This is a genomic window from Legionella israelensis, from assembly GCF_004571175.1.
Lineage (GTDB): Bacteria > Pseudomonadota > Gammaproteobacteria > Legionellales > Legionellaceae > Legionella_D > Legionella_D israelensis.
On sequence record NZ_CP038273.1, the window covers coordinates 944,702 to 970,971 of the forward strand.

Here is a 26,270-nt window from a genome sequence, read left to right on the forward strand (position 1 = left end):
TAGTCTTTTTTCTCATTTATTGCAAGTTATCTAAGTAAATTTAACCTGGAGAGATGGCTGACTGCAAAATCACGAACAGTAGCCACGGATTTCAGTCTTCCATGATTCCGCAGCACTAAAAGATGTTTAATTAAAATCCCCGCTAATTAACTGTCATACAACATGAATGAGGATTATCATCGCTTAATTTATTGTGATTATCATTACTTCTCTTGTGATCATTTCCTTTAAAAAATCCATGTTTCCGTAGATGTCTTGAATGATGACTGTCCTCATCCATCTCATTTGAGTCATAGCTTTCTATCATCTCACCAAGTTTTCCCACTAACTCCAGACCCCTATGAGTTAATTCATAGTATTCTTTGGTTTGTGTTTCTTCGGACGTCGTACTAAACGTAAAGTCTTCTTCTGCGATATTTACCGGAGAAGGATAGGCGATATTTTCAAAAACCTTTGAGGCAGCTTTCCCGATGTGTTTTTTGGTCTTACTGCTAGAAAAAGCGTCTTTAACAAAATCAAACATCAAATTATCAAACACCCAACCATCTGGGTCATCAACTAGATATGGTTTCCGTAAATTAGCAACTTCCTCTAACATTTCTATGATGTGATCGAAATCAGGTTCTTCTTTAAGAGCTGCTTTATTTTCAGCTAAAGCGGCTTCTAAATACTCAGACAAGTGCATTACACAATAGTCATCTTGAAATGCTTTTGCAATCGCTTTCTTTTCTCGTCCTTCCAGCATTTGATCATATGTTGCAAGAAGGCTTGTATATTCAAATATCGTCTCTGCTAAAAAATTTTTTTCCTTATATTTCTGTTTCCAATGCCCTCTTTTAATGCGATTATTCATTCGCGCAATTTTTTGATCCAAACGATTCAGTTTTCTTTGCATCGATTCAAATTCATCTTTATAGTATTGATAAACGACTTTACGATTTTCTCGAAGTTGGTTTAAAGGAATGATGAGAGGGATATAAGTGCCTTTAAATCTTGCTTTCCAATCGTTTTGTACTTTAATAGTTTCCAAGCCATTCATTATCCCGAGATATTCCGACTGAAACTCTTTAAAAATTAAACGGCTTTGTGTGCTAATTTTCTTCATGTCAATACAATCAGCAAGATTATTGGAATTTAATCCCGTATAAATCGCATAAGCGCTTGTCAGATCTCCTTTGCGATAACAGTAATTCATCAGTTGAATCCACATATCAAAATAGAAAACTCTTTTTGCAGGATCTTCCTGTTGTGCAGTGGATATAACCGTAAAAATTGATAAGTTATTGTAATAATCACTTATTCGACTAAAATTTTCATCATTAGCATTAATGATTTCTTCTTTAGGAAGATTTACGAATAACTGGCGTGAATAATCCAAAAGAGACTCACTAAAATCGTTAAAAAATTCCTGTGCTTCCAGAACCATGGTTTTTCTGTCTTTCTTCTTATGCTGTTTAATGGAAGCAAAAAAATAATCGAACTGCTCTTTCAAATCTCTATAAGCATTACTTTTTAATTCAGGCACAGCGTTTTCTCCAAAGCTCTTTAGCCAACGTTTGGATGTTGGCTTTTTTAATTAATTGATTTAAATGTAATTATCTATTCGCAAAATGCATAATAATAATTCATTTGGATTAAATTATAAACAATTATTGTTAGTGTTAATTTATTGCTGTGGCGGTTTTCCGACAATATATGCGTATTAAAGGAAACCTTGATGTACTATATTTGTTCAAAAATTCAGATGTTTTAACTTTATCTTAAGGCTTGTTTGCTAGCATTGCACCAGATTAAAAAAGATACGAGAGGTTATGATGTCTGTTGAACAGTTCGAGCGTTTTTCTCAACTGCCGCGAGAACTGCAACGTAAAATTTTTCTTGAGGCTGCCTTCTTAAAAAGCCCATCCATCAGATCACTCTTTTAGAAACAAGATATTCAGACGTACTGGACAGCACCTTTTGGAAGCATTACTGTTATAACCTCTTCCCAGGTATTCGAATTCATGCCCTTCCCTCCAAAGATTCGAACGAAGAACAAGAAAAGCAATTCTGGAAAAAGCTTATTCAGAACATCGGAGAGACATCTTTCGCTCCATTAAAAATACCACGCTAAAAAAGCTTTTTGCTGCCATTTTTCGAAATGATATCGCAAAAGTGGAGGAACTTTTAAACACACAAATCAAAAATATAGATTTGATTAATTTTGTTGGCGAAATCCGCGCACAGGATTTTTATCTCCCTGATATATCCCCCACCTTACTGGCAGGATTTTTGAGAAGACAGGAAATACTTTGCAAATGGGTTTTGTGAACGTATCAGTCCATATCATGGGCATTAGTCAGTGAGCGGGGAATAGGAAAAATCACTCCAAATCCAGGCTCCAGAATTTGTCCCAAAGGGTTTTTCGATAATTCATTCACTAAAACACCGCGTCTCGCTTCTAATAGTTGGTTAAAAGTCTCTTGAAGCCCCTGATTCGATTTTATCTTAATTTTGATATTGTTTTTATACTCCGTCAGGATCTGTTGGAAATGATTCGGATTATATTTTTCGCTGTTTGTTAAATAGGTACTAATAATATGGCTTTTGACTGGCTTCCCTGTGCTTGATGGAGTCGACTAATAAACGTGTTAAGCCAATCATAATCAGGTCTAGCTGGAATTAGTTTCAAAAGCTCACATCGCTGCTTTGAAATTTTTATCAGGTAGTTGATCTAATTTGATTTCATCTTGATCGAGTTTCGTAAAATAGCCAAGATAAAATTCTCCAGGATTAATTTGAAACCGTCTGGCAATGTTCCCGTAATAGATTCAAAAAAACTAAAACGCCCCAAATAAGGATTGTTTTTTCCACGGTTGGCAACCATGCTTGTTTTAATCTGTAAATTATTGTTCTGAATTAAACGCTTAAAATTTTGCATCGATTGTGGGCAGGTCACTTCTCTATTTAACAGAACGCTCACAGCATCTTGATTTATCGCTGTCAGAGAAGAATTATTATAATAAATGACCCACTGCGTTAGCAATTGAATAAAACAATAATTATTATTCTTGAGATTATCATATTAACTTCTCTTTAAACTCTTGTTTTTATTCTTGTGTCATCCTCTATTCAGGAAATCATTTTAATTCCCAAAATTCCCGAAATAATCAGTCCAAAACAGCACAATTTACTTAAAGAAGCAGACTCGCCGAAGAATAAAATGCCTATTATGACTGTGCCAATAACTCCAATTCCCGTCCACACGGTATAGGCTGTCCCTACGGGAAGTTCTTTCATTGCAATGGCCAAAAGGATAATACTGAAAAGTAGAATCATTAAAGTACAGGTGGATAACAATAGACTATTAAAGCCATTTGTGTATTTGAGTAAAATAGCCCAACAGATTTCAAGTAAACCGGCAAGAATGAGAATAAACCAAGACATAGGACACCTCTTAAAAAAATGAGGTCGTCCTCGATGAGTAAAAAATAACAGGGTCGTCCTTGTTAAGAGGTAAATAATAGCAAATGGATTATAGTGAGGCAATAATATTGAATTAAGAATTCAAATTATTCTTCCCTAAGTCTAAGTAAGCTAGTGACTCTACCATTAAAAATGGCTAATATAAGTTCTCTGCATTTTACCTTGTTTTTAAAATAAGAAGTGGCTGTGTGGGTGTTTAATGAACCGAATTAACAGGTTGTGTAACCCTCCCTTAAAATAGCACCATTTTCAATTAGAGTTTCTCCGGCATAATAAGCAAAAAAGAGGAGGAACGATGAAACGCAGTCGCTTTACAGAAAATCAAATTTTAAACATATTAAAATCAGTTGAAGTAGGACGATTGGTAAAGGATGTATGCCGGGAACATGGGATATCCGATGCCACCTATTACAACTGGAAAGCAAAATACGGTGGGATGGAAGCCTCAGATATTAAACGCATGAAGCAACTTGAGGAAGAAAATGCAAAGCTGAAACGGATGTTTGCTGATTTGTCTCTGGAAAACCGTGCACTGAAGGATGTTATAGAAAAAAAGCTTTGAAGCCGGCTGAAAAGAGGGAAATGGCTGATTATCTGGTGCAGGAACATGGTCTGAGTCTCAGGCGAAGCTGCTCGGTATTACGCTTAAGTCGTACAGCTTACTACTATCAGCCGGCGATGGATAAGGATGAAGCGGTGATAAAAGAATTGGTGACCATAACCGAACACTATCCGCGTTATGGTTTCAGGAAGTTGTTTATCAAATTGCGGCAGGCAGGTTTCTCCTGGAATCATAAAAGAGTATACCGTGTTTATTGTGAGTTGAAGTTAAATATAAGGCGAAAAGGAAAACGCAGATTAGCTTCCCGTCACCCGGAACCTCTTGCTGTGCCTGATTCCCTTAACCATACATGGTCAGCTGATTTTATGAGTGATGCCCTCAATTGCGGCAGAAGATTCAGGACTTTTAATGTGGTAGATGATTTTAATCGGGAAGCTTTGGCAATTGAAATTGATTTGAGCTTGCCTGCTCTAAGGGTTATTCGGGTACTTGACCATATTGCCGCCAATCGAGGATATCCTGCAAGGTTGCGACTTGATAATGGACCTGAGTTTATTTCCCTTGCGTTAGCGGATTGGGCAGAAAAGCATGGTGTTATTCTTGAGTTTATTCAGCCGGGAAAGCCAACTCAAAATTCATTTGTGGAGCGGTTCAATAGAACTTATCGGAATGAAATATTGGATTTTTATCTATTTAGAAGTCTCAATGAGGTACGTGATATTACCAGAAATTGGATGAAAGAATATAACGAAGAAAGACCACATGAATCACTCGGTGATATGTCACCTTTGGATTACAGATTGATTAAAAACAGGTCGGAAAACTCTAATTATAACTGGCACTAAAAAAGTGAATTAGTTTCGACTTAATCTGACATAACCACTTGAAAAGGTGAGAGTTTCCGGTTTTGATAGAAGTGCAAACTTTAACAAAACCAAAAGGAAAACTCTCATGATAGATAATAACGTTAAAATTATTAAACACAAAGTTGGCTTACTAAATTTAGCTGAAGAATTAGGCAATGTATCGAAAGCCTGTAAGGTAATGGGTTTATCACGAGACACCTTCTATCGTTATAAATCAGCGGTAGAATCTGGTGGGGTAGATGCCTTATTTGATAAGTCACGAAGGCAACCTAATCACAAGAACCGTGTTGACGATTCTATAGAGCAAGCGGTAAAAGAGTACGCCATAGAATATCCAGCTCATGGTCAACTACGCACCAGTAATGAGTTGCGTAAGAAAGGGATTTTTGTATCCCCTAGTGGCGTTCGCAGCGTCTGGCTTAGGCATAATTTAGCTAACTTTAAAGACCGTTTGAAGGCACTTGAAGCCAAAGTAGCATCAGAGGGCATTATTCTCACAGAAGCACAAATTGCAGCTTTGGAGAAGAAGAAGTTTGATGATGAGGCTTGCGGCGAAATTGAAACAGCACATCCTGGCTATCTTGGTTCCCAAGATACATTCTATGTGGGAACTATCAAAGGAGTTGGCCGCATTTATCAGCAGACTTTTGTTGATACTTATAGCAAAGTGGCATTTGCCAAGCTCTATACAACAAAAACGCCTATTACATCAGCAGATCTCCTTAACGACAAGGTCTTGCCGTTCTTTGAGCAGCAGCAGTTACCTATGCTGCGTGTTTTAACTGACCGGGGTACAGAGTATTGTGGGAAAGTAGAACAGCATGACTATCAGCTTTATTTAGCTATTAACAACATTGATCACACGAAAACTAAAGCACAATCACCGCAAACAAACGGTATTTGTGAGCGTTTCCACAAAACGATTTTGCAGGAGTTTTATCAAATCACATTCCGTAAGAAAGTTTACGATGACATGGATGAACTGCAAAAAGATCTGGACGTATGGCTTCATTATTATAATAATGAGCGCACCCATCAAGGCAAAATGTGCTGTGGACGTACTCCAATGCAAACATTGATTGATGGCAAACAAATCTGGAAGGAAAAATTGATAGGCTGAATTTGACCTGACAGACACTTCTGAAAAACCGGTAACTGTCAGATCAAGTTTGAACTACTACAAAAAAAGGGAGGTTTACAATTTATTTTAATAATTGTCAGTACAATTAATTAAGGACAGGGTAGGCAATGTAATTGACTATCTTCCACTTGTTATTATCGTCTTTCTGAAAGATATCTAGTCCCTCTTCTTGTATCGAATATTGATGTACCCCTTTTTTATATACACTCAAATACCAGGTGATTCTAACTGCAGCCAGATTATTGGATTGATATACTTCATGTATTTTAAACTGATTCTGATATGTCATATCCGTTTCTTGAAAGATTTTCTGAAAACCCTTACAAATCGTTGAATAATTTTTTCTCGGTACACCTTGATAATCTGCTTTGATTTTCTTGGAAAATAGTTCACATACCTCTGGATATTTTTTGGTCAAGTCCAAAAAGTGCTGTAAATTCCCATTAATTCAGCCTATCAAGTTAGTACGTTATTTAGTCAAAGCATTCATCCCTACAACATTAGACTTTCCGGCTTCATTCTCAGCCAGCCAGTCATTAAATTCGTCCATATTAAGATAACGCCTTGATTGCCACTGCTCGTTTTGTTCAGCTAATAAAGCGCCAATCAGCCGCCATGCAGAATCATCATTAGGAAATATCCTTATCACTCGTTCTCGGCGCCTGATTTCCTCGTTAATTCGCTCTTGCATGTTGGTGGTGCGAAGTCGCTTCCTGTATTTCTCCGGCAACGCCATAACTACCATGGCATCGTCAAAAGCCTCCTCAAGGCAGGTAACTGATTTTGGTGCTTTTTTCTCAAAGGCATCAATAAAATCATCGCGTCTACGCCTGGCTTCTTCCATATCAGGTGCCTGAAAAACAAGCTTTGCCTTTTCAGCAACATCTTTGCGGTGTCTGACAGAGCAGTGCCCGAGGATGTTGCGCATCAAGTGAACTTGGCATCGTTGCCAGGTTGCACCTTGAAAGTGCTTTCTAGCCGCTTCCACAAGCCCTGCATGCTGGTCTGACACAACATACATCACGCCTTTTAGCCCACGAGATTTTAGCCATTTAAACGCTTCATCCCATGTAGCATAGCTCTCAGTGTCACCAATGCGAAGGCCCAGTATTTCACGGTAGCCATCACTTCTGATACCCGAGATGGTCAAGGCTGCTCGAGACACGACTCTGTCACCATCACGACACTTGATAAACATCGCATCAACCATGATAAATGGGTAGTTGTCACCATCAAACCGACGCTCGTTGAAGGCTCTGACTCTTGCATCAAGACCAGAACACAGTTGACTGACGGTTGACTTTGAAAAACTAGCACCGCAAAGTTCTTCAGTAATGTTATTAACTTTTCTGGTTGATACGCCATTAACAACCATTTCCATCAGAGCCAATACAAAAGCCTGCTCACTGCGTTGATAGCGCTTAAAAATATCGGTAGAAAAAGAGCCATCACGTGTCTGCGGCACTTGAAGAGTGACTGGTCCCACACGAGTGTATAGTTGTCTTGGACGGTAACCGTTACGATAGCCTATACGTTCACCTGAACGTTCATGCTTGTCTGCTCCCAGACTTTCTGACACCTGTGCCTCCAATACCTGATTCAATACACCTTCAACAAGCTTTGCGAGCCCATCCTGGCTTGATAAAAGTTCTGGAAGCAATTCCTTTCCAACTGTAATATTGTAATCCGTCATCGCTAATCTCCTTCGATAGTTATTGTTTTTCACAACTCAATAGTACCGAATTTTAGCGATGACTCCACTCCTAAAAAGTCAACCTGAATTTACAGCAGTTTACGGACATAACCTATTTTTTCTGATTGAATGCTTTTGTCCATGCATCGAATATGTCCTCGAAATCATTGCCAGCATTTTTTTTGTTTGCAAACACATTTGCAGTAATGGTTAGACTAATAAATATAGTCATTAGTCGTTTACACGAGGTACTAAACAAGATTCGCTCCAAAGTTGAATACACTTTGATATGATATCCTATGCTGGAAAATCAATTAATTGCTTTTCGAACTCGATCCTAAAATCGGTTTAGAGCGAGCTTCAATTTCTAACTGCTTTTTTTAGTAAGTGTGCTTTCTTCTATAAGATCATTAAAATTTTCTGTAAAATAAACGCTATTACATCGTTTATATACGTCGTTTAATTCTAACTCAAAGACACCACCACTCTTTTTGTATTTTTTTACAGAATCTTCCTCAATGCCTGTTTGTGTCTGTGATATCAGAGGCTCGCTCTCCCATATTGCTCTTGAATGATGGGTATCTTTGGAAGTAGAAAGGGTTTGACCATCTTCCCGTAAAGTATAATTTCGAACATATTCTGACCATGGATTTCGCACTAAAAAAAGCTTTCTACCGTCTCTTTCATAACAGTCTAATACCTGATATGCATGTCTGCCTGCCATACCACGAAATTTGGGCTCACCAGCGTATATTCGCTCTTGTGTGTCTTCGCCTCTGCCTACCATTTTATGAGTACTTAAACTTACCAGTTCACCTTCCTGAATTTTATGCTCAACTAAATTAAATAAATCAATTTCTTTACTTGTATACCTTGATGATCCGCGTTTATAAGGTATTTCTTCATCTATAAAATCAAAAATTTTATCAAGTGTGCTTGGAGAAACACCCTCAAAAGCATTAGCAAAAAAAGTTTTTAATTCTTCATGCACGGATTCTCGTGGCGAGGGCCGATGTTTTAAATCATTAAAAAGTTGAAGAGACTGTATGAAAAAAGAAGGATTTTCCTGCAATTTTTCTAAAAATTCCTGGCATTCATCTGTATCAATGCTTTCAAACATTCCTTCAAGCACGAAGGACAGCTCTTCTGATAACGTTCCACTTCCCATATACATCAATGCCTCTGCTGGAAATTCCGTTAGCAAATACTCATAGTCAAGAAAAACTACATTTAGCCTTGTAGCTGAGCAGCCTAATAAATCAGTGTACACATCATCTGGAAATCCACCATTTAAAGCGCCTTTATAGGTTGAATATTCTTCAATTTTTTTTATTGCACCTTCCAGCATTTCAAGCGCTTTTTCGTAAGTAACATTCTCATTCTGTTGTTTCTTGATGGTCATGAATTTAACACATGCCAATTCCTCATCGCCATTATAACGCTCATGTAAGCTTAAAAGTGTATTTTCATCTTCAGAAAGAGTTGGTCGATATCTTATTTTACGGTGCAGCGCATATGCTTTTTCCAAAATATAAATAATGCTGTTAGTGTGGCGGCTGCCATAATCCGATTTACTAAAAAAGCCGAATAAGCTATTTTGGGTATTTTGATCAAACCTGACTTTACTTGGAGTTATTCTATATGTGAAAACTTGTTCCGGATTATCGGCATGATGAAATCGGACATCAACACGACCATCATTCCTGATGGTGATTATGTCATCAATTAATTGAGGATCACGCTGTAAGATCGTCCCTAATGCAGCAAGAAAATAACAGTCGCCTATCGATCCTTGTTTAATGCTTGAAAAATTTATTTGAGAAATATCTTGCCTTAGGATTTGAGAAGGTAATCGTTTAAAACTAATGTCATCTTCATTAAATAGCTCATTATATTCTTCGTCATTTATTTCAAATAAAATTTCATTTGGCTCTTCAGGGGGCATAATCTATTCGCAGAGGATAATAAAGAACTATATTGATTATAGTTTGACCAATATGGTTTCGCAATTTGAGAAATGGTTTATATTAGAACAAGGTAGAAGATAACAATCCGATTTAAATATTTTAATTGATTATGTTTGTTATTAAGGAATAACCATGAAAAAGAAATACGACGTTATTATTTCGGGAGCAGGTCCTGTTGGATTAATGTGTGCTTATTTATTAAAACGCCAGAACATTGATTGTTTAATCATTGATAAACTGGCTAAGCCTCAAACCTATTGTAAAGCACTTGGGATACAGCCTAGAACCCTCGAGCTCTATGAAAGTTTAAACATAGCCAATAATTACATTAAGCAAGGACTTTGGTTTGACGAACAACGAATTTATAAAAACGGCGTGCTGCAACAAAAAATTAAAACGGAATTAAGATCCCTTCCTTTTGGATTTATGTCTATCCCACAATATTTAACTGAAAAGCATTTAAATTCAGAATTTAATCACTTAGGAGGGAAGGTTTATAGAGCATTTCAATTAGAATCTTTTTCAACGCTTTCAAATGGCATTCGTGTTGATATTACAGATTTAAAACAGAATAAGACGCTTCAGGTAGATGCAAAATATCTAATCGCTTGTGAAGGTGCTCATAGTGTCATTCGAAAGCAATTAGGAATCGAGTTCAGCGGTGATCAGCTTAAAGAAACATTTATGCTTGCAGATGTAAAAGTCAATTGGGACTTGCCTCATAACTGCAGTTATAAATTTTTTTATGAATTCGATGGGGAGAGACGGTATTTAATTTTTATACCCTACAGGGGCAAGAATCGATTCAGAGTATCTACAGTAATTCCGGAAGATTCTGTTGAAATGAAAAACCCGCCAGGTCTCGAAGAATTCTATGCTGTAACACAAAAAGGCTTACCAGAAGGCGTGACTTTTTCTGATATGCGCTGGTCATCAATTTATAAAATAAGTCACAGGATTGCAGAACGATATTCCATTAAACGTGTTTTTTTAGCAGGCGATGCCGCACATATCCATCCACCCGTTGGAGGGCAAGGAATGAATACAGGAATGCAGGATGCATACAACCTGGCTTGGAAAATCGCTTTAGTTATTCAAAATAAAGCCCCTGATAAACTGTTAGAGACATATCATGAAGAGCGTTATCCCGTCGGTCTGAACGTTGTAAATCATACAAAGTCTCGTATTGATAAAAACGTAAAAGAAACACCTGAAGAAGCATTGTTATATGACTCACAAACATTAATAAATTATCGTAATAGTACATTATCGTTTAATAGCCTCTCGAAAAATAAAAGAAAGATACAAGCAGGAGACAGGACTCCAGATGTACTTAATCTCAGTAGAAAAGGGTTAAATTTCCCAATCAGATTGTTTGATATTCTTAGAGGTTATAAATTCAAGTTGATTGTTTATTTGGATTTTGATGATAAAAATATTTTAGAAGAACTCAATAAACAATTGATTACAATTCAAGATATTACGATGGATGCATATGTCATTTCGCATAATGAAATAAGTATTGATGCATATGAGCACATTGAGTTTATTTTCGATAAAAATAAACATTTTAAAAATAAATTCGATGCAGAACACAGCATGCAACTATTCATCCGACCAGACAACTACATAGGATTAATTACCGAGCATATTGACTTTAACGCCATTAAAAATTACCTGAAATTTTCTATACAACACCAGGAAAATGAAGGATAAGCAAGCCGCCAGCGATGGCCTATTTCAGGCAGGCCAATCTTTGGCAGGTCGATCTGAGCAATTGGACGGGAATCGTAAAGTCTGTAGTCGCATTGTCGGGGTATTTCGTGCTGGGCTTTCTTTGGAAAAACGTACGGTTGCCCCCAAAATATATGATTCTGGCATTTGTGCTGTTTCTCATAGGTTTTAGTGTGACCGCCTGGGGTACGTACACACTGACACTTCGGCATCAAGGCGAATTTCAAAGTGTTTTCTACGAATATTCCATTTTCAACGTCCTGCTGATGTCGGCAGGGGTGTTTTTGCTGGTCAAAAGCCTTGCAACTGGCACTTATACGGGAGAAACCAGAAAGGAGCGTATTTTGCAGGAAACGAGTGCCGACGTGTTGGGCATTTATTTGGTCCATGCTATGGTGCTGGAAATCCTAAGAGATGGCATGCTCGGCTGGCAGTTTGAGCCGATGCAGACGCATGCAGCACTGGGTATTCTTCTTTTTGCCGCGCTGATTTTTTTCTTCTCTTTTGTTGTGGTTTGGGTACTGAGAAGAATTCCGCTTATCAGGCAGATCGTTTTTTGAGCATGCAGAGGAGACTATTTTGATCAATTGTTTTTTATGGCGAACAACGTTTTTCATAGTTGCTTTTGGTATGTTTTCCGCCTTCAATCCGGCTCAGAGTGATGAGCTGCCGGTGAAACTGGTCAAGGACTACACGACATTTATGAAGCTGGCCAAATCCCCACTGGCAGATATGCCGAAAGCTAAGGCTTGGAAAAAAGCAGCGCCGAAGGTTCAGTCTATCTCGATCAAATCCTCTGCAGACGGTAGTTTGCAACCGGCTCTGTTCTATGATTCCGGCTCGCTCCGAAAAAAACCGCTATTGCTGGTGTTGCACAGTTGGAGCGCAAATTATATGCAACATTTCAGCATTCCCTACGGCGTCTGGGCGGTTGAGAATGACTGGGTGTTTATCCATCCAAATTTCAGAGGCGATTTCGACAACCCCGAAGCTGGAGCATCTGAGTTGGCAATACAAGATGTGCTGGATGCGCTCGAATATGCTAAAAAAATGCCCGGATAGATGAGAGCCGTGTGTATCTGGTAGGCTTTTCCGGCGGCGGGATGATGACACTGAATATGGTGGGGCGGTACCCAGAGTTGTGGACGGCTGCCGTGGCCTGGGTACCAGTCTACCACCTCGTAGCCTGGTATGCGACTACGCGGCATGCCACTCATGATTATTAACATGATATTGAACGCTGCTGTGGTGGCGCGCCGTTACCCGGAACCCCGGCCGCTAAAGAATGTGCGAAAAGAAGTCCGAGTACCTATCTGGAAAACGCCCGGGGTAAAGGTGTACAGGTGTATCTTGCCACAGGGATCAAAGACCGCTTCGTGCCACCGGATCATTCGTTACGCGCGTTCAACGACCTCGCAGACGAAAGCGACCAATTCACCGAGGCAGAAATATCGGAAATCGTCGAGAAACAGAAAATTCCGGACTGGCTGGCAATTATTATGACAGCCTGTATGAGGCAGCCGAAAAAAAGCTGCTGCTTGAAAAAATATCTAATGGCGTGACACTCAAGATTTTTGAAGGAACCCACGAAAAAGAGGGTTTGAGCTATTACATGGGAAACGAGTGTGTTCTGGGACAAATGCAGTTGATATTTTTTCCTGAGAAATAGAAAGCACTGCGCGGCAACATGTCTTCCGAACCTCAGATATTCTTTTGACACGCCCATATTATCCAAAAGATAACTATATTTACCCACTCTGTGCAGAACAAAACCCGCTAAATAATACTTTCTTAATTATTTTTTCCTAAAATAATACATAGAGCACAAATTATATTTAAAAGGTAAAATACATGAAATACAAAGTCGATGATCAAATGATATCCTTGAGTTTTGAATCGCTCCAGGATGTCATTCTGGGTGCTTTAAAAAGCAGAGACAAAGAATTTAGCATTGCTGTGTATGATGAAGAAAATAATAAACAGATAGCAACAGCAGTCATAAATGTATCCGGATCTGCTATTGAACTTGATGAATTACAGCTTACAAAGCAATTTAAAGAGGATAATGCAAGTAATCCGCAGGCCATTATTGAGAAAAAAAATGAAATTCTTGCGGAACTTTCTCAATCACTAATAAAAATCAATCAAGAAGTTGAAGATTTTAAAAAACAATTGTCAACATCAGTTGTTGAGTATCTATCTGAATATAAAGAACTTTTTATACAATATCCTATACAACAATCAGAACTGCATCAGTTTATCGATAGACATGAAAACTCAGGATATAAAGAGGTTTTTGATAATTTTCTGCCTGAGTTTTCAAACCTTAACACTCCACCCTTTCAAGATAAGTTAAGCAATCTTTATAAAGAACTCATTTCACTTGAAAAAAAATTAAATAATCCTGACATTAATGAAGAGAGAAGAATAAGTATTATTAAAGATCATGAAAAAAAAATCACCGATAAAAAACAAACATTCGTGACTTTTTTTTCTGAACTCAAAAATTTACCAATGCTTTTTTTTCTTGCTCGTGAATTACCAAAATTCCAACCCGCTGCTAAAGCCTGGGAGGAACATAAAAAGCACCTTGAAGAAGAAAATGTCGAAAATACGGACAAGCTCAATAAAGTTTTCAATAAAAAATATCAAAAGGAGTTAGATGAAATTTATAACGATGATGAAATATTAAAAAATAATGTACAAAAAATATTAACTGCTTATATTGCCCAGTTTCCAGAAAAATATGAAGAAACGACCAAAGTTGAAATACCTGAGTTCTTATTAAAACACAAGGGTATGAGGCAAAAGATTATTGAGCTACTAAAAACGGAGGCTAAAATTGATCCTATCGATCCTTTAAAACGACCTGCTTTAGAAGAATTGGTTTCTCTACTTAATAATAACTCTTTCTTAACAGATCCAACGTTGATGGATTTATACAGCCATGAAAAAATTGAAAATTATTCTCGTGTTAAACCCCAACAAAATTTCAATGGTTATAATCTGCAATACCTCTCAATAGATGGCTTCCACCTGCGCAGCAGCACGTTTATAAAAGCCAATCTAGCAAACGCCAGCCTAACTAATTGCAAATTGTTCAATGCCAATTTTTCTGAGGCTGATTTATCTGGTACAAATTTTAAAGGAGCCGATTTAGAATTTGTTCAATGGGGGCGGGCCATATTTTCTGAGGATACAATCATTGACTGGGATAAATATGGAGCAGATATCATCTTAAGTCAGTTAAAAGCCATTGGCCAAGCAAAAGATTTAAATCTGGCACAAAAAAAAGCAGAGGCAAAAAATTGTATAAATTTCATTCTACCAAAAATTAATTCCAATAAAACTTTATTAAAACTGGTTGAGCTTATTGAAGGTAAACACAGGGACTTCGCTTACCTAAGAGAGGAGCAAGCGTTATGGCGTTTTAACCAATATGGAAACACTAAAACATGGTCAACAATCATAGGGCAAATAAAAGATCAATTAGATAAAAATGTTACAGAGGAAAGCAAAAAACCAGAAGAATCCAGGGAAACATATTCAGGAGAAGATTACAAAACCTTTCTTAAAATTATGGATGAGCACCGAGGACGGGGATTTGGGCCTGTTACGCATTCTAAATTCTATGAGCATCTTACTGAAAGTACGCTGCAAAACATAAAATCCATGAACATTTCAAAAAAATAGGGCTCTAAACTGGGTTTAGTTTTGACCATGGTGAAATATTAATTCAGCTTACTCGATCAGATATCAATGCGTATGTTTGTTGGGCTCTATTGAAAGCTTAAATCCTAATCCTTTTGAAAGTTGGGTTTAATTACAGGAATGAAGCAAAAGCAACATACCAAATACAGATCATAACTGTGTTCAATTCAAGTGGTTTTTGATTGCGCACCGTTACAAATAACTATCAGAATTATGTAGCGCTGAAATGCATTGACACGCCCATATTATCTGCATGGTCAGGTAGTCTTAAGGCAATGCAATGGGTTAAAGTGTAGTAGTTCAAACTTGATCTGACAGTTACCGGTTTTTCAGAAGTGTCTGTCAGGTCAAATTCAGCCTATCAATTTTTCCTTCCAGATTTGTTTGCCATCAATCAATGTTTGCATTGGAGTACGTCCACAGCACATTTTGCCTTGATGGGTGCGCTCATTATTATAATAATGAAGCCATACGTCCAGATCTTTTTGCAGTTCATCCATGTCATCGTAAACTTTCTTACGGAATGTGATTTGATAAAACTCCTGCAAAATCGTTTTGTGGAAACGCTCACAAATACCGTTTGTTTGCGGTGATTGTGCTTTAGTTTTCGTGTGATCAATGTTGTTAATAGCTAAATAAAGCTGATAGTCATGCTGTTCTACTTTCCCACAATACTCTGTACCCCGGTCAGTTAAAACACGCAGCATAGGTAACTGCTGCTGCTCAAAGAACGGCAAGACCTTGTCGTTAAGGAGATCTGCTGATGTAATAGGCGTTTTTGTTGTATAGAGCTTGGCAAATGCCACTTTGCTATAAGTATCAACAAAAGTCTGCTGATAAATGCGGCCAACTCCTTTGATAGTTCCCACATAGAATGTATCTTGGGAACCAAGATAGCCAGGATGTGCTGTTTCAATTTCGCCGCAAGCCTCATCATCAAACTTCTTCTTCTCCAAAGCTGCAATTTGTGCTTCTGTGAGAATAATGCCCTCTGATGCTACTTTGGCTTCAAGTGCCTTCAAACGGTCTTTAAAGTTAGCTAAATTATGCCTAAGCCAGACGCTGCGAACGCCACTAGGGGATACAAAAATCCCTTTCTTACGCAACTCATTACTGGTGCGTAGTTGACCATGAGCTGGATATTCTATGGCGTACTCTTTTACCGCTTGCTCTATAGAATCGTCAACACGGTTCTTGTGATTAGGTTGCCTTCGTGACTTATCAAATAAGGCATCTACCCCACCAGATTCTACCGCTGATTTATAACGATAGAAGGTGTCTCGTGATAAACCCATTACCTTACAGGCTTTCGATACATTGCCTAATTCTTCAGCTAAATTTAGTAAGCCAACTTTGTGTTTAATAATTTTAACGTTATTATCTATCATGAGAGTTTTCCTTTTGGTTTTGTTAAAGTTTGCACTTCTATCAAAACCGGAAACTCTCACCTTTTCAAGTGGTTATGTCAGATTAAGTCGAAACTAATTCATTTTACAATATCTTTCTCCAAACCAAAAATAGAGTCTGATTTTGTTCTTTTATACGAGGAAAAATCAGGCACCAGTAAAACATCTTTAGTAAAATCTTTTGGCCACATTCGAATCCAAATATCCTGAACATCAAACGGATACTTTGAATAATTGAAATTTTGCAATAAAGTAGCGCCGGAAAAACGCCAGGCCATAAGCTTATATTTATCAAAATCCACTTCATAGGCTTGCTCCATCAAAGCCACGGACTTTGCTTCTGGAAAAATAACGCCAGGCAAAACACCTTGAGCTAAATCTTTTTTTGCTATTTTCTGCCAAACATAGCCACTGATTTGAACGGTATTTGAAGTCATAAACTCAAAGGATTGTACAAAGATTCCAGTCGGGATGATAATCATTTCCAATGAGGTGTTTTTCAGATATTCTTTTCTATAAGCAGCTATTTTTTCATTTAACTCCTTATAATTACTGACCTGGTTTAAAGAAGCGGTATAGCGATTATTAATCATGTACCATATCATTATCAGGATCATAAGTAACAGTAATGAAATGCTAATCGAAATAGTCCAGGATTTTTTTTCGTCTTTTGGCACTTCTTTCGATGCCCCCTTAAAGACCAAATGCCCTTTCGGGTGGCTCACTTCCATATTCAGGTAAAGGATCCTCCTCAAGGGCATTTGAATTTAACACACATACATCAACGCTGACTTCATCCCTAAAATCAGAATCGATATCACCATTCAAATAGTTAACCTCCTCAACACCATCCCATCCTTTCACAGCTTGTAGAAAATCATCACGTTCATCTAACTCAACAAAAACCTGCCTATCAGGATCAATAAGGTAAAAGTCTTTATTTTCATCTCTATAAATAATATAGGCATGATCTAAATCATCTGATTCCAGGCTAACCAACATCAGCTCACCTTCATTTAATTTTCGTAATTCTTTAAAAAAATTCTCAGGATCTTCCTCATGAATGGATTCACTGCCATACTTGGGATGTATACGTTCTTCTATTGGCTCAAGACCTTCTTCAAAATTTGGGATCTCACGAGGTTCGACACCTTCAAGCAATACACGCGCAGCTTCTATAGCGCACCACTGACAATTACCCTGATTTTTTGGAACACCCTCCTCGTTTAAGGGATTAATTTTTTTTAATTTATCAAGTAATTCCTTCTTCATGGCGGCCCCCTTTTTTTAGGTTATACCTAAATTATAGAAGGTTAAAAAAATTAATTTTTTATAAGCCACAGAACGGGGACGAAGTTAATATATTCGATTCATCAATCATCAAATTTAACTTGTATATTTTTAACTCGACTTTAGCCATTTTTTAGGAATCGAATCCCCGCTACTTGATAGCGGTATCCATACGGAGCTTCGCAATACCGCGGTCGATGCCGCGGCAATTCGTGCCGTTCAATTTTTCTCAAGTCATCGATTTACAGCGACTTTGATAAAATATAACGGTGCGCTTCTATGGTTTTTAATCTATTGCTTTCCTTTACCTGAAAAATGGCTAAAGTCGAGTATTTAAATCATTTAGTGCTCTAGTGAATTAAAACAGAGTGAAAGCTGTTTAAGGGGAATTTTTGCTAAATCACCAAGATATAAAAAATCCTGTTATTTGTCAGGATATAGTGTGGAACCCTGATGCCGATTCTCATCCCAGATCTCTTCCTCTGTTAATGTCGTTTCAATGAATTCAATCACCGCTCCATGTTCCTCAATCATGGCCACTTTAAAATTCTTAAGCGGAAAATAAGGCTTAAGAAGAACATTTTTGCCGCGAATGGCCTCATCCAAATTGTCTACCTTATAAGCCACATGCGGTTGAGTCTGAATAAGTTTATGCAAAGGACAATTTGGGCCGAAGCGATGATATTGAATACGTCCAGGTAACTCACCGCCTGAAGTATACATATCCATAACCGAACTATAACGCTCTTTAGGACGAGGCTCAGTTACCGGTATTCCCACATGATGATATTGATATTTCATACTCTCACCTCAATGAATGAACAATGGCTGTAGCCTTCCCTGATTTATACCAAATAATTTGCACAAATCAGCCGAATTTACAGCCGGCAAAAGATAAGTGAACAAAACCTAATACAGGCAATGGGCAACCTGGTCTTCTTTTTTTATTATTATTTCAGTATATTAAAGCAAAAGAATAGGATTAAAGCACTCCATTTTTTGGATAGACTTCATAAGGGATTATAAACATCCATGTTAAAATATTTGATATTCCTATCCTGTTTCCTGCTTAGCAGCTGTATGGTTGGGCCAAATTATAAAGAACCCCACCTGAAAATCGCTAAACACTGGATGCAAACATCTAAGCATAAAAATGCCACCGTCCGGGAGGCTTGCCCCCAAACGGTCAATTGGTGGAACATCTTTTATGACCCAACACTCAGCTACTTGATATATGCCGGCTATGAAAATAATTTAACCCTGTATGCGGCAGCCGTAAGGGTGTTACAAACCAGAGCACAACTGGCGCAATCCGTAGGACAGCTTTATCCTCAACAACAGGCCTTAGGCGGTGATTACACTTATCACCGTATTGGTGGGGGCTCTTTACAAAATATTTTACCATCAAGCTTCAGCACAGCGTCGTTAGGATTTTCTTCAAGCTGGGAAATCGATTTCTGGGGAAAATATCGACGAGCCATTCAATCAAATAATGCCGGTTTTCTGGCTTCCGTAGCTGCCTATGATAATGCTCTGGTCACTCTCACGGCTGACATTGCCAGTGCTTATATATCCATTCGCACCTTTCAGGAACTGATAGCGGTTACTAAAAAAAATATCGAATTACAGAGAATGAGTCTTAAAATCGCCAAATCTCGCTACAATGCAGGACAAACAAGTCAGTTAGACGTGCAACAGGCACAAACTGAACTTGCCCAGACTGAGGCACAATTGCCTTCACAAATAAGCAGTCTGCAACAACAGAAGGATAAACTGGCTGTATTGCTTGGTCTTGTTCCCAATGAGGTGGATGCATTCATCAAAAAAAGCCGCGGCATTCCTAAAGCGCCATCTCAGATAGAAATTGGAATTCCCAGAGAAACGATTGCACAACGACCGGATATTCATCAAGCCAGACAGGAAGCAATTGCACAATCTGCTGCCATCGGAGGAGCAAAGGCCAATCTTTTTCCCACTTTTTCCTTATCAGGCTCTTTTGTCTTCACCTCAAATAACATTGGTAAGAATTCCATCAGTGATATTTTTGACTGGTCAAATCGCACGATAACTGCCGGCCCTTCCTTCACATGGCCCATACTCAATTATGGACAAATTACCAATGCTGTGCGCATGCAGGACGCTGCTTTCCAGCAGTCCTTATTAAAGTATCGCAATCTGGTACTACAAGCACAACAAGAAGTGCAAGACAGCATTACCCAATACATCGAAGCAAAAAAAGCCGTACGTTCTTTGACCACGGCAAACCGTTCCGCTGTTCAATCCGTAAAATTGGCATTAATCCGCTATAAGGAAGGTGAATCCATTTATACCACAGTGCTTGATGCTGAGCGCCAGCAATTGCAGGTACAAACCTCATTAACCAATGCCAAAGGCGATATTTCACAAGCTATCGTAGGACTGTATCGCGCCCTTGGAGGCGGATGGCAACTTCGAATAGGAAAAGATATTGTTCCCGAAAAAATCAAACATGAAATGGCTGGGCGTACTAACTGGGGTAATTTACTGCAAGCGCAAAATCATCTGCCGCCAGTAACAGCCCAACAATGCCTTAAACAACTTTATCTGCCCAACTGGTGATACTTATGAATCAAAACAGAACCGTAAGATCCATGAAAATTGCTGTTATTGTTATATTGGCACTTCTTCTCATCTATTATCTTTTATTCAGATCTCCAAAAACCGTAGCGGTCGTATCTCCTCCTGTGGTGATTATCGAAAAGCCCAAACTCGTTAACATGAGAGAATACGTGAGTCAGACCGGCAATACCGTTGCCTACAATTCAGTCGATTTGGTCGCACGTGTGGAGGGGTATCTGCAAGACATACAATTTACCGATGGAACCTTTGTGGATAAGGGAAAAACGTTGTTTTTGATTGAGCCTGAACCTTATCAGGACAAGCTCAAAGAGGCTCAGGCTTCCTTGGAAGCTCAACAAGCTGGTCTTGCCTACGCTAAAGCAGAATATGCACGCCAACAAAGAATGTATAAGGAAAATGCAACTTCTTTGAACAATGTGGAAGTTTGGCAGGCTAGACGTGATCAGGCACAGGCAGAAGTGGAAAAAGCCAAAGCCAATCTTGATACAGCCACCATTAATTACAGTTATACCCAGGTCAAGGCTCCGTTTTATGGCCGGATCGGTCGACATCTTGTGGATGTGGGAAATTTAGTGGGTAATGGGGCTGCTACAACCCTGGCCACCATCGAACAAATTAATCCCATATATGTGTATTTCAATCTGAATGAACTGGATCTGATTAAATTACGTGCGGCTGCGAGAGCTTATGGCTTTAAACCCGAAGATATTAATAAAATTCCTGTCTATGTTGCTCTGCAAAATGAAACGGGCTTTCCCCATAAAGGCCATCTTGATTTTATCAGTACCGGTCTTAATGCCTCAACTGGAACCATGCAGTTTCGTGCCCTTCTACCTAATAAAGATTTAATTCTGGTTCCTGGTCTTTTTGTAAAAGTCAGAATAGCAATAAGCAAACCTTCTCTCCAATTAACGGTACCTGATACAGCCGTACAGTATGATCAAATTGGTCCCTATTTGTTACTGGTTGATAAAAATAATCTTGTGGTGCAAAAACGAGTTCAAACAGGCGAGATCGAAAATGGCAGACAAGCCATTCTTAAGGGATTAACGGCTAAAGATGAAGTTATTATCAATGGATTGCAATTTGCAACCCCAGGAAGTCCAGTCACTCCTCACCCCCCCAAAGAGGAGAATAAGTAATGATCTCCAAATTTTTCATTGAACGACCGGTATTAGCCAATGTCATTGCTTTGTTGCTCGTTTTTCTAGGATTGATCTTCATAGCCGTATTGCCCGTTTCCCAATATCCGGAAATCGTCCCTCCTACCATTCAGGTCACTACCAACTACCCAGGAGCTGATGCCAAAACACTGATTAACTCGGTCGCTCTTCCTATTGAGCAGCAAGTCAATGGGGTAGAAAACATGCTTTATATGCAATCGACCAGCACCAGCACTGGTAATTACAATCTCATCGTGACCTTCGCTATTGGAACGGATCTCAATTTTGCCCAGGTTTTGGTACAAAATCGTGTTCAGGCAGCGATGGCTCAATTACCTACTGCAGTTCAGCAGCAAGGAGTGGTAGTACAACAAAAATCCACAGCCATTTTGCAATTCATTACACTAACTTCTGAAAATAACAAATATGATGGATTATTCCTTAACAACTATGCCACCATAAACATGCAGGATGAGCTGTCTCGTTTGCCAGGTGTGGGCAATGTCGTTATCTTTGGCTCAGGCAATTACGCCATGCGGGTATGGCTTGATCCTGAAAAAATGTTGGCTTTCTCTCTGACTCCCAGCGATGTGCTGAATGCTATCCGTAATCAAAACAGGGAAGTTTCTGCCGGCCAAATTGCCGCACCTCCAACGGAAGGCTCACAAGCCTATCAATTATCTGTGAATGTTCCAGGTCAACTGGCTGATCCGGACGAATTCGGCAACGTTATCATTAAAACTGAAGCCACACAGCCAAACCAAAAAGCAGACGTCGGCAGCAGCGCCAAGATCGTTCGTATTCGCGACGTAGGTCGTGTTGAGCTTGGTTCTACCAGCTACAGCCAATTTGCCAATCTTAACAATAAGCCCACTGCAGCCATTGGAATCTTCCAGCTTCCAGGCGCCAATGCACTTGAAGTAGCTCAGGAAGTTCGAAAAACCGTTGAGAAAATGGCTAAACAATTTCCTCCTGGCATGAAATATTCCATTCCATTTGATACCACCATTTTCGTGAAAGCGTCCGTCGATGAAGTCTATAAAACGCTTTTTGAAGCAGGAATTTTAGTATTGCTGGTCATTGTCGTTTTCCTGCAGAACTTCCGGGCAACATTGGTGCCGGCCACCACTGTTCCTGTGACCATTATCGGTGCTTTTATCGCCATGTATATGATGGGTTTTTCCATCAATTTATTAACTTTATTTGCCCTCGTGTTAGCAATTGGTATTGTAGTGGATGATGCGATAGTGATTGTCGAGGGGGTAACCCAACATATTGAGAGAGGTGTTCCACCCAAGCAATCGGCGATTGAAACCATGCGGGAACTGTTTGGTCCTATTCTCGGAATTACTCTGGTTCTTATGGCTGTCTTTATTCCTGCAGGATTTATGCCGGGATTAACCGGAGCAATGTATGCGCAGTTTGCCTTGGTGATTGCTGCAACGGCCCTCATCAGTGCCATTAATGCCATGACTCTAAAACCTACACAATGCGCTTTATGGCTCAAACCTATCGATCCTGATAAGCCGAAAAATATTTTTTTCCGTGCCTTTGATAGAATATACAATCCTCTGGAAGAGGCTTATACCCGTTTTATTGATCGTCTTGTGCATCGTAGCGGTTTTGCCTGCATCATTGGAGCTTTATTAGTAGCGCTTGCGATTTTTGGCTTAAGCCGTATACCGACAGGATTTATTCCTCTTGAGGATCAAGGATATCTCATCATGAACGTGATGTTGCCCGATGGCGCTTCTCTGGATCGCACACAATCGGTTCTCGATGAACTCAGCAAAAAAGTCAGTCGTGTCGATGGTATTGAAAACGTCATCTCCATTGGCGGCATTTCCTTGCTGGATAACAACGCCAGCCTGGCCAATGCCGGTATTTTATATGTTATGTTTAAAGACTGGAGCGAAAGGGGAAAATCGGAAGATTTGCTCTCTCTTTATACAAAACTCAATAAACTGGCTGGTGAAACCTTAAACGCCAAAGTTTTGGTGGTGGTTCCGCCTCCCATTCAGGGTCTGGGGTTATCCGGGGGCTTTCAAATGCAGATTGAGTTGCAGGATGGGACTTTCGATTATCAAAAATTACAGGATGTCACTGATAAATTGATCCATTATGCAAGTCCATTACCGCAATTACAACGACTGATGACTTCCTTTCGTGCTTCAGTACCTCAGGTTTTAGCGCCTATTAACCGTACTAAAGCTGAATCACTTGGTGTTCATATTGGTGATGCGTTTGATGCACTACAGACCTATCTTGGCTCATCCTATGTAAACCTTTTTACCAAATTTGGTAAAGTGTTTCAGGTGTATGTGCAAGCTGAAGCGCCTTCTCGTATGAACATTGCGGAAGTACGTAATTACTACGTTAAAAACCAATCCGGAGAAATGGTGCCTCTCGGAACATTGACGGATATCACACCCACCGTGGGACCATCTATTATATCTCTTTACAATCTCTATCCTTCCAGCAACCTCACTGGCATATCTGGAAAAGGATACAGTTCAGGCCAGGCCATTCAAGTCATGGAGAAAATAGCCAAAACCTATCTACCCAAAGGCATGTCTTATGAGTGGACCAGTACTGCTTATCAGGAAAAACTGGCTGGAAACATGAGTTATTACATTTTTATTTTATCTCTGTTTTTAGTGTATTTAATCTTGGCCGGGCAATATGAAAACTGGGTTACGCCTGTCTCTATTCTTTTCAGCGTGCCTTTGGCTTTGATTGGTACCGTACTGGTTTTATCCTTGCTCGGTATCGCCAATAATATGTACACACAGATAGGTATTTTGCTTTTAATTGCCTTGGCAGCCAAAAACGCGATTTTAATTGTGGAAGTTGCCAGAGAACAGCGCGAAATTCATAAAAAATCCATCCTTGAAGCTGCTGTTTTAGGTGCAAAAACCCGTTTCCGACCTATTCTTATGACTTCTTTTGCCTTTATCATGGGGGTCATGCCCTTAGTCTTTGCCACAGGCGCTGGCGCTAATGCCAGACGCTCTATCGGCATTGCTGTGAGTAGCGGAATGGTAGCCTCCACTTGCCTTGCCGTTGTCTTTGTACCCGCCTTTTATGTGTTATTACAACAATGGCAGGAACGACGGCATGAGAAAAAAGCCATGCAAAAAAAACCAAGTCCTACGAAAAACTGACACTTTCATAGCTCGATTTACTATGTTGACGGCCACATAAACGAACAGATTCCATATCAAATTTGCTAAAAAACGTAGCATAGCGACCTATGTGGGCACTTAGGAGCTCATGTTACGCAGCATAGTATTTTTTAGAAGATTTGTGTCTAACTTACCCGAAAATAAAAGCAATTTTATTTTTTGGTGAGAATACGCACAGCTATCTTGTCTTTATGTCGAATATTCTCCAGCAATTTTAAATGATCGCTTCTGATGCTCAAAAATACCTTTTCACCAAAATGTTCACTGATAAAGACCCGCTGAAGGTCAAGATTGTCTAAAAAAGACAGAACATATGCCTCAAACTGCTCACTGTCATCACGAAATTCTATGGAATCAAACCCGCTGGCATTTAAGGCAAAGCGGTAAGAGTCCTCCGTTTCCTTTACCAAAGGTCCTTTCATGCAATGATACGCTTTTGGATATATCCAATCCGCTATCACCAGATGACCTTTACCCTTAAGACAGGAATGTATTTGCTGAAATAATGGTATTTTGTTGGAAACATGATTTAAAACCCCTTTACTGTATACAAGATCAAACTTCTTTGCAGAAAAAGGTATTTTCTCCTCTTCTTCATACCTTTTAAAATGCAATTGGCCAGCAAGCTCCTCTGGTGCATGCTCTTCGGCATACTGGGCCATCCACGAATACATTTCCACACCAAACACCTGCATCTTGTATTTTTTGGCCAAATAAAAAGCTACACCTCCAATGCCGAAACCGACATCAAGAGCTGTTAAACAAGCTAAGTGGATATCGGAGAACATATTTTCTATGGCATTGATACCGCCCAATGACATCAGATGTTGACCATAAAGTGCCTCAAATAAAGACACATATTCAGGTTGATAAGGATTAAAATTTTTTTCAGAAGACATCAAAACACCCTTCTATGTATCAAATTGCAATGACATTAAATCGATAAAACTGTCTTTCAGCAAACAATAATGATAGGCGTCAACCTGAGCATCGACGAGCCTTTCTTTTAATTGAATATAAGCATATTTTGCTTTTTCATGATGGCTTATATGTTTTTTAAACGCCAATGCAAATTGCCAGTTTGCGCTGTTTATAAGTCTTAGATGTATATGATAGCTTTGCCCTTCAAGAACACCCTTAAACAATCTTTTTTCCCACTCAGGGCTAAAATAATCCATCTCATGGAAAGGAACATGATCCTGTTTAATGCCCTCCATCATTGTGAAACCAAGCGGTTTTAGTTTTTCTTGAATTTGAGGGATGAAGGAAAAAGATTTTATAGCGCATTGAACATCAACGATATCTTTAGCTGGCATGTTTGGAACAGATGTTGAGCCGATATGCTGGACATCTGCAAAAAACTCTAAAGCCGCATGATTCAACCAGGATTTTAAGCGTTCAAATTTAATGACCCATTCAGGATTGTATGCGTAGAGCTTAACTTGATGTGTATTCATTTTTTTTAAAA

Annotated in this window: 21 protein-coding genes and 2 pseudogenes; 11 read left to right on the forward strand and 12 right to left on the reverse strand. The window is 39.0% G+C overall.

The features are described 5' to 3' along the window. Positions 1-142 precede the first annotated feature (142 nt). The 3 genes from E4T55_RS04170 to E4T55_RS04180 form a co-directional block, all read right to left on the reverse strand. Positions 143-1,525, reverse strand: a complete 1,383-nt coding sequence (locus E4T55_RS04170; RefSeq protein WP_058502209.1) for a RasGEF domain-containing protein — start codon at positions 1,523-1,525, stop codon at positions 143-145. Positions 1,526-2,713: 1,188 nt separating this feature from the next. Beyond that, the gene (locus E4T55_RS04175) at positions 2,714-2,962 is read right to left on the reverse strand and encodes a hypothetical protein (protein ID WP_135121915.1); all 249 of its coding nucleotides are present in this window, start codon (positions 2,960-2,962) and stop codon (positions 2,714-2,716) included. 149 nt (positions 2,963-3,111) lie between these two features. Then, a complete protein-coding gene (locus E4T55_RS04180) occupies positions 3,112-3,426 on the reverse strand; it encodes a DMT family transporter (protein ID WP_058502211.1) in 315 nt (104 codons plus the stop codon). Between the two features lie 334 nt (positions 3,427-3,760). On the opposite strand from E4T55_RS04180, the gene E4T55_RS04185 reads away from it, so the two are divergent. Beyond that, a protein-coding gene (locus E4T55_RS04185) for an IS3 family transposase (protein WP_245183899.1) occupies positions 3,761-4,872 on the forward strand; the annotation gives its coding sequence in 2 pieces (ribosomal slippage) (positions 3,761-4,013 and positions 4,013-4,872; 1,113 coding nt in all). Between the two features lie 106 nt (positions 4,873-4,978). Next, positions 4,979-6,104 (forward strand): annotated as a pseudogene (locus E4T55_RS04190) (IS481 family transposase). Between the two features lie 15 nt (positions 6,105-6,119). Here the strand turns inward: E4T55_RS04190 and E4T55_RS04195 are convergent. From E4T55_RS04195 to E4T55_RS04205, 3 genes are all read right to left on the reverse strand, one after another. Further along, complete coding sequence (locus tag E4T55_RS04195) at positions 6,120-6,323, reverse strand: Cif family virulence factor (protein WP_131780805.1); 204 nt, start codon at positions 6,321-6,323, stop codon at positions 6,120-6,122. 180 nt (positions 6,324-6,503) lie between these two features. Then, positions 6,504-7,727 carry an IS256 family transposase gene (locus E4T55_RS04200; protein WP_115325208.1) on the reverse strand — a complete coding sequence of 408 codons (1,224 nt, stop codon included), beginning with the start codon at positions 7,725-7,727 and terminating at the stop codon, positions 6,504-6,506. Between the two features lie 367 nt (positions 7,728-8,094). Beyond that, on the reverse strand, positions 8,095-9,672 hold the full coding sequence (locus tag E4T55_RS04205) for a C2 family cysteine protease (protein ID WP_058501886.1): 1,578 nt from the start codon (positions 9,670-9,672) through the stop codon (positions 8,095-8,097). Positions 9,673-9,826: 154 nt separating this feature from the next. Here E4T55_RS04205 and E4T55_RS04210 point away from each other — a divergent pair, with 154 nt between their 5' ends. The 6 genes from E4T55_RS04210 to E4T55_RS04235 all read left to right on the forward strand — a co-directional run bounded on the left by E4T55_RS04210 (position 9,827) and on the right by E4T55_RS04235 (position 15,121). Next, the gene (locus E4T55_RS04210) at positions 9,827-11,410 is read left to right on the forward strand and encodes an FAD-dependent monooxygenase (protein WP_058501887.1); all 1,584 of its coding nucleotides are present in this window, start codon (positions 9,827-9,829) and stop codon (positions 11,408-11,410) included. Between the two features lie 14 nt (positions 11,411-11,424). Continuing rightward, entirely contained in the window at positions 11,425-11,988 is a 564-nt protein-coding gene (locus E4T55_RS04215; protein ID WP_131780774.1) for an acyltransferase family protein, read from the forward strand. A gap of 19 nt (positions 11,989-12,007) precedes the next feature. Next, entirely contained in the window at positions 12,008-12,490 is a 483-nt protein-coding gene (locus E4T55_RS04220) for an alpha/beta hydrolase family protein (RefSeq protein WP_058501890.1), read from the forward strand. 44 nt (positions 12,491-12,534) lie between these two features. Then, the gene (locus tag E4T55_RS15600; protein ID WP_418287824.1) at positions 12,535-12,654 is read left to right on the forward strand and encodes a hypothetical protein; all 120 of its coding nucleotides are present in this window, start codon (positions 12,535-12,537) and stop codon (positions 12,652-12,654) included. Positions 12,655-12,771: 117 nt separating this feature from the next. Continuing rightward, positions 12,772-12,990 (forward strand): hypothetical protein, encoded by a 219-nt coding sequence (locus E4T55_RS04230; protein WP_058501891.1) that lies wholly within the window; start codon positions 12,772-12,774, stop codon positions 12,988-12,990. Positions 12,991-13,279: 289 nt separating this feature from the next. Beyond that, positions 13,280-15,121 (forward strand): pentapeptide repeat-containing protein, encoded by a 1,842-nt coding sequence (locus tag E4T55_RS04235; RefSeq protein WP_058501892.1) that lies wholly within the window; start codon positions 13,280-13,282, stop codon positions 15,119-15,121. 383 nt (positions 15,122-15,504) lie between these two features. On the opposite strand, the pseudogene E4T55_RS04240 reads toward E4T55_RS04235, so the two are convergent. The 4 genes and pseudogenes from E4T55_RS04240 to E4T55_RS04255 form a co-directional block, all read right to left on the reverse strand. Then, a pseudogene (locus E4T55_RS04240) lies at positions 15,505-16,527 on the reverse strand (IS481 family transposase); the annotation flags it as partial. A gap of 98 nt (positions 16,528-16,625) precedes the next feature. Beyond that, positions 16,626-17,138, reverse strand: a complete 513-nt coding sequence (locus tag E4T55_RS04245) for a ligand-gated ion channel (protein WP_058501133.1) — start codon at positions 17,136-17,138, stop codon at positions 16,626-16,628. Positions 17,139-17,238: 100 nt separating this feature from the next. Continuing rightward, complete coding sequence (locus E4T55_RS04250) at positions 17,239-17,817, reverse strand: hypothetical protein (protein ID WP_058501132.1); 579 nt, start codon at positions 17,815-17,817, stop codon at positions 17,239-17,241. A 441-nt stretch (positions 17,818-18,258) separates the two neighbouring features. Next, a complete protein-coding gene (locus E4T55_RS04255) occupies positions 18,259-18,636 on the reverse strand; it encodes a hypothetical protein (protein ID WP_058501131.1) in 378 nt (125 codons plus the stop codon). A gap of 231 nt (positions 18,637-18,867) precedes the next feature. Between E4T55_RS04255 and E4T55_RS04260 the strand changes: the two genes are divergently transcribed. Genes E4T55_RS04260 through E4T55_RS04270 form a run of 3 tightly spaced genes read left to right on the forward strand, consistent with a single transcriptional unit; the run spans position 18,868 to position 24,781 of the window. Next, entirely contained in the window at positions 18,868-20,433 is a 1,566-nt protein-coding gene (locus tag E4T55_RS04260; RefSeq protein WP_058501130.1) for an efflux transporter outer membrane subunit, read from the forward strand. 5 nt (positions 20,434-20,438) lie between these two features. Further along, entirely contained in the window at positions 20,439-21,596 is a 1,158-nt protein-coding gene (locus E4T55_RS04265) for an efflux RND transporter periplasmic adaptor subunit (RefSeq protein WP_058501129.1), read from the forward strand. After that, positions 21,596-24,781, forward strand: a complete 3,186-nt coding sequence (locus E4T55_RS04270) for an efflux RND transporter permease subunit (RefSeq protein WP_058501128.1) — start codon at positions 21,596-21,598, stop codon at positions 24,779-24,781. The genes E4T55_RS04265 and E4T55_RS04270 overlap by 1 nt, the downstream gene beginning before the upstream one ends. Positions 24,782-24,954: 173 nt before the next feature. On the opposite strand, the gene E4T55_RS04275 is transcribed toward E4T55_RS04270, so the two are convergent. Together E4T55_RS04275 and E4T55_RS04280 are read right to left on the reverse strand one after the other, a co-directional pair. After that, positions 24,955-25,701: a class I SAM-dependent methyltransferase gene (locus E4T55_RS04275; RefSeq protein WP_058501127.1), complete on the reverse strand. Its 747-nt coding sequence runs from the start codon at positions 25,699-25,701 to the stop codon at positions 24,955-24,957. 12 nt (positions 25,702-25,713) lie between these two features. Next, positions 25,714-26,259, reverse strand: a complete 546-nt coding sequence (locus tag E4T55_RS04280; protein ID WP_058501126.1) for a GrpB family protein — start codon at positions 26,257-26,259, stop codon at positions 25,714-25,716. Positions 26,260-26,270 lie beyond the last annotated feature (11 nt).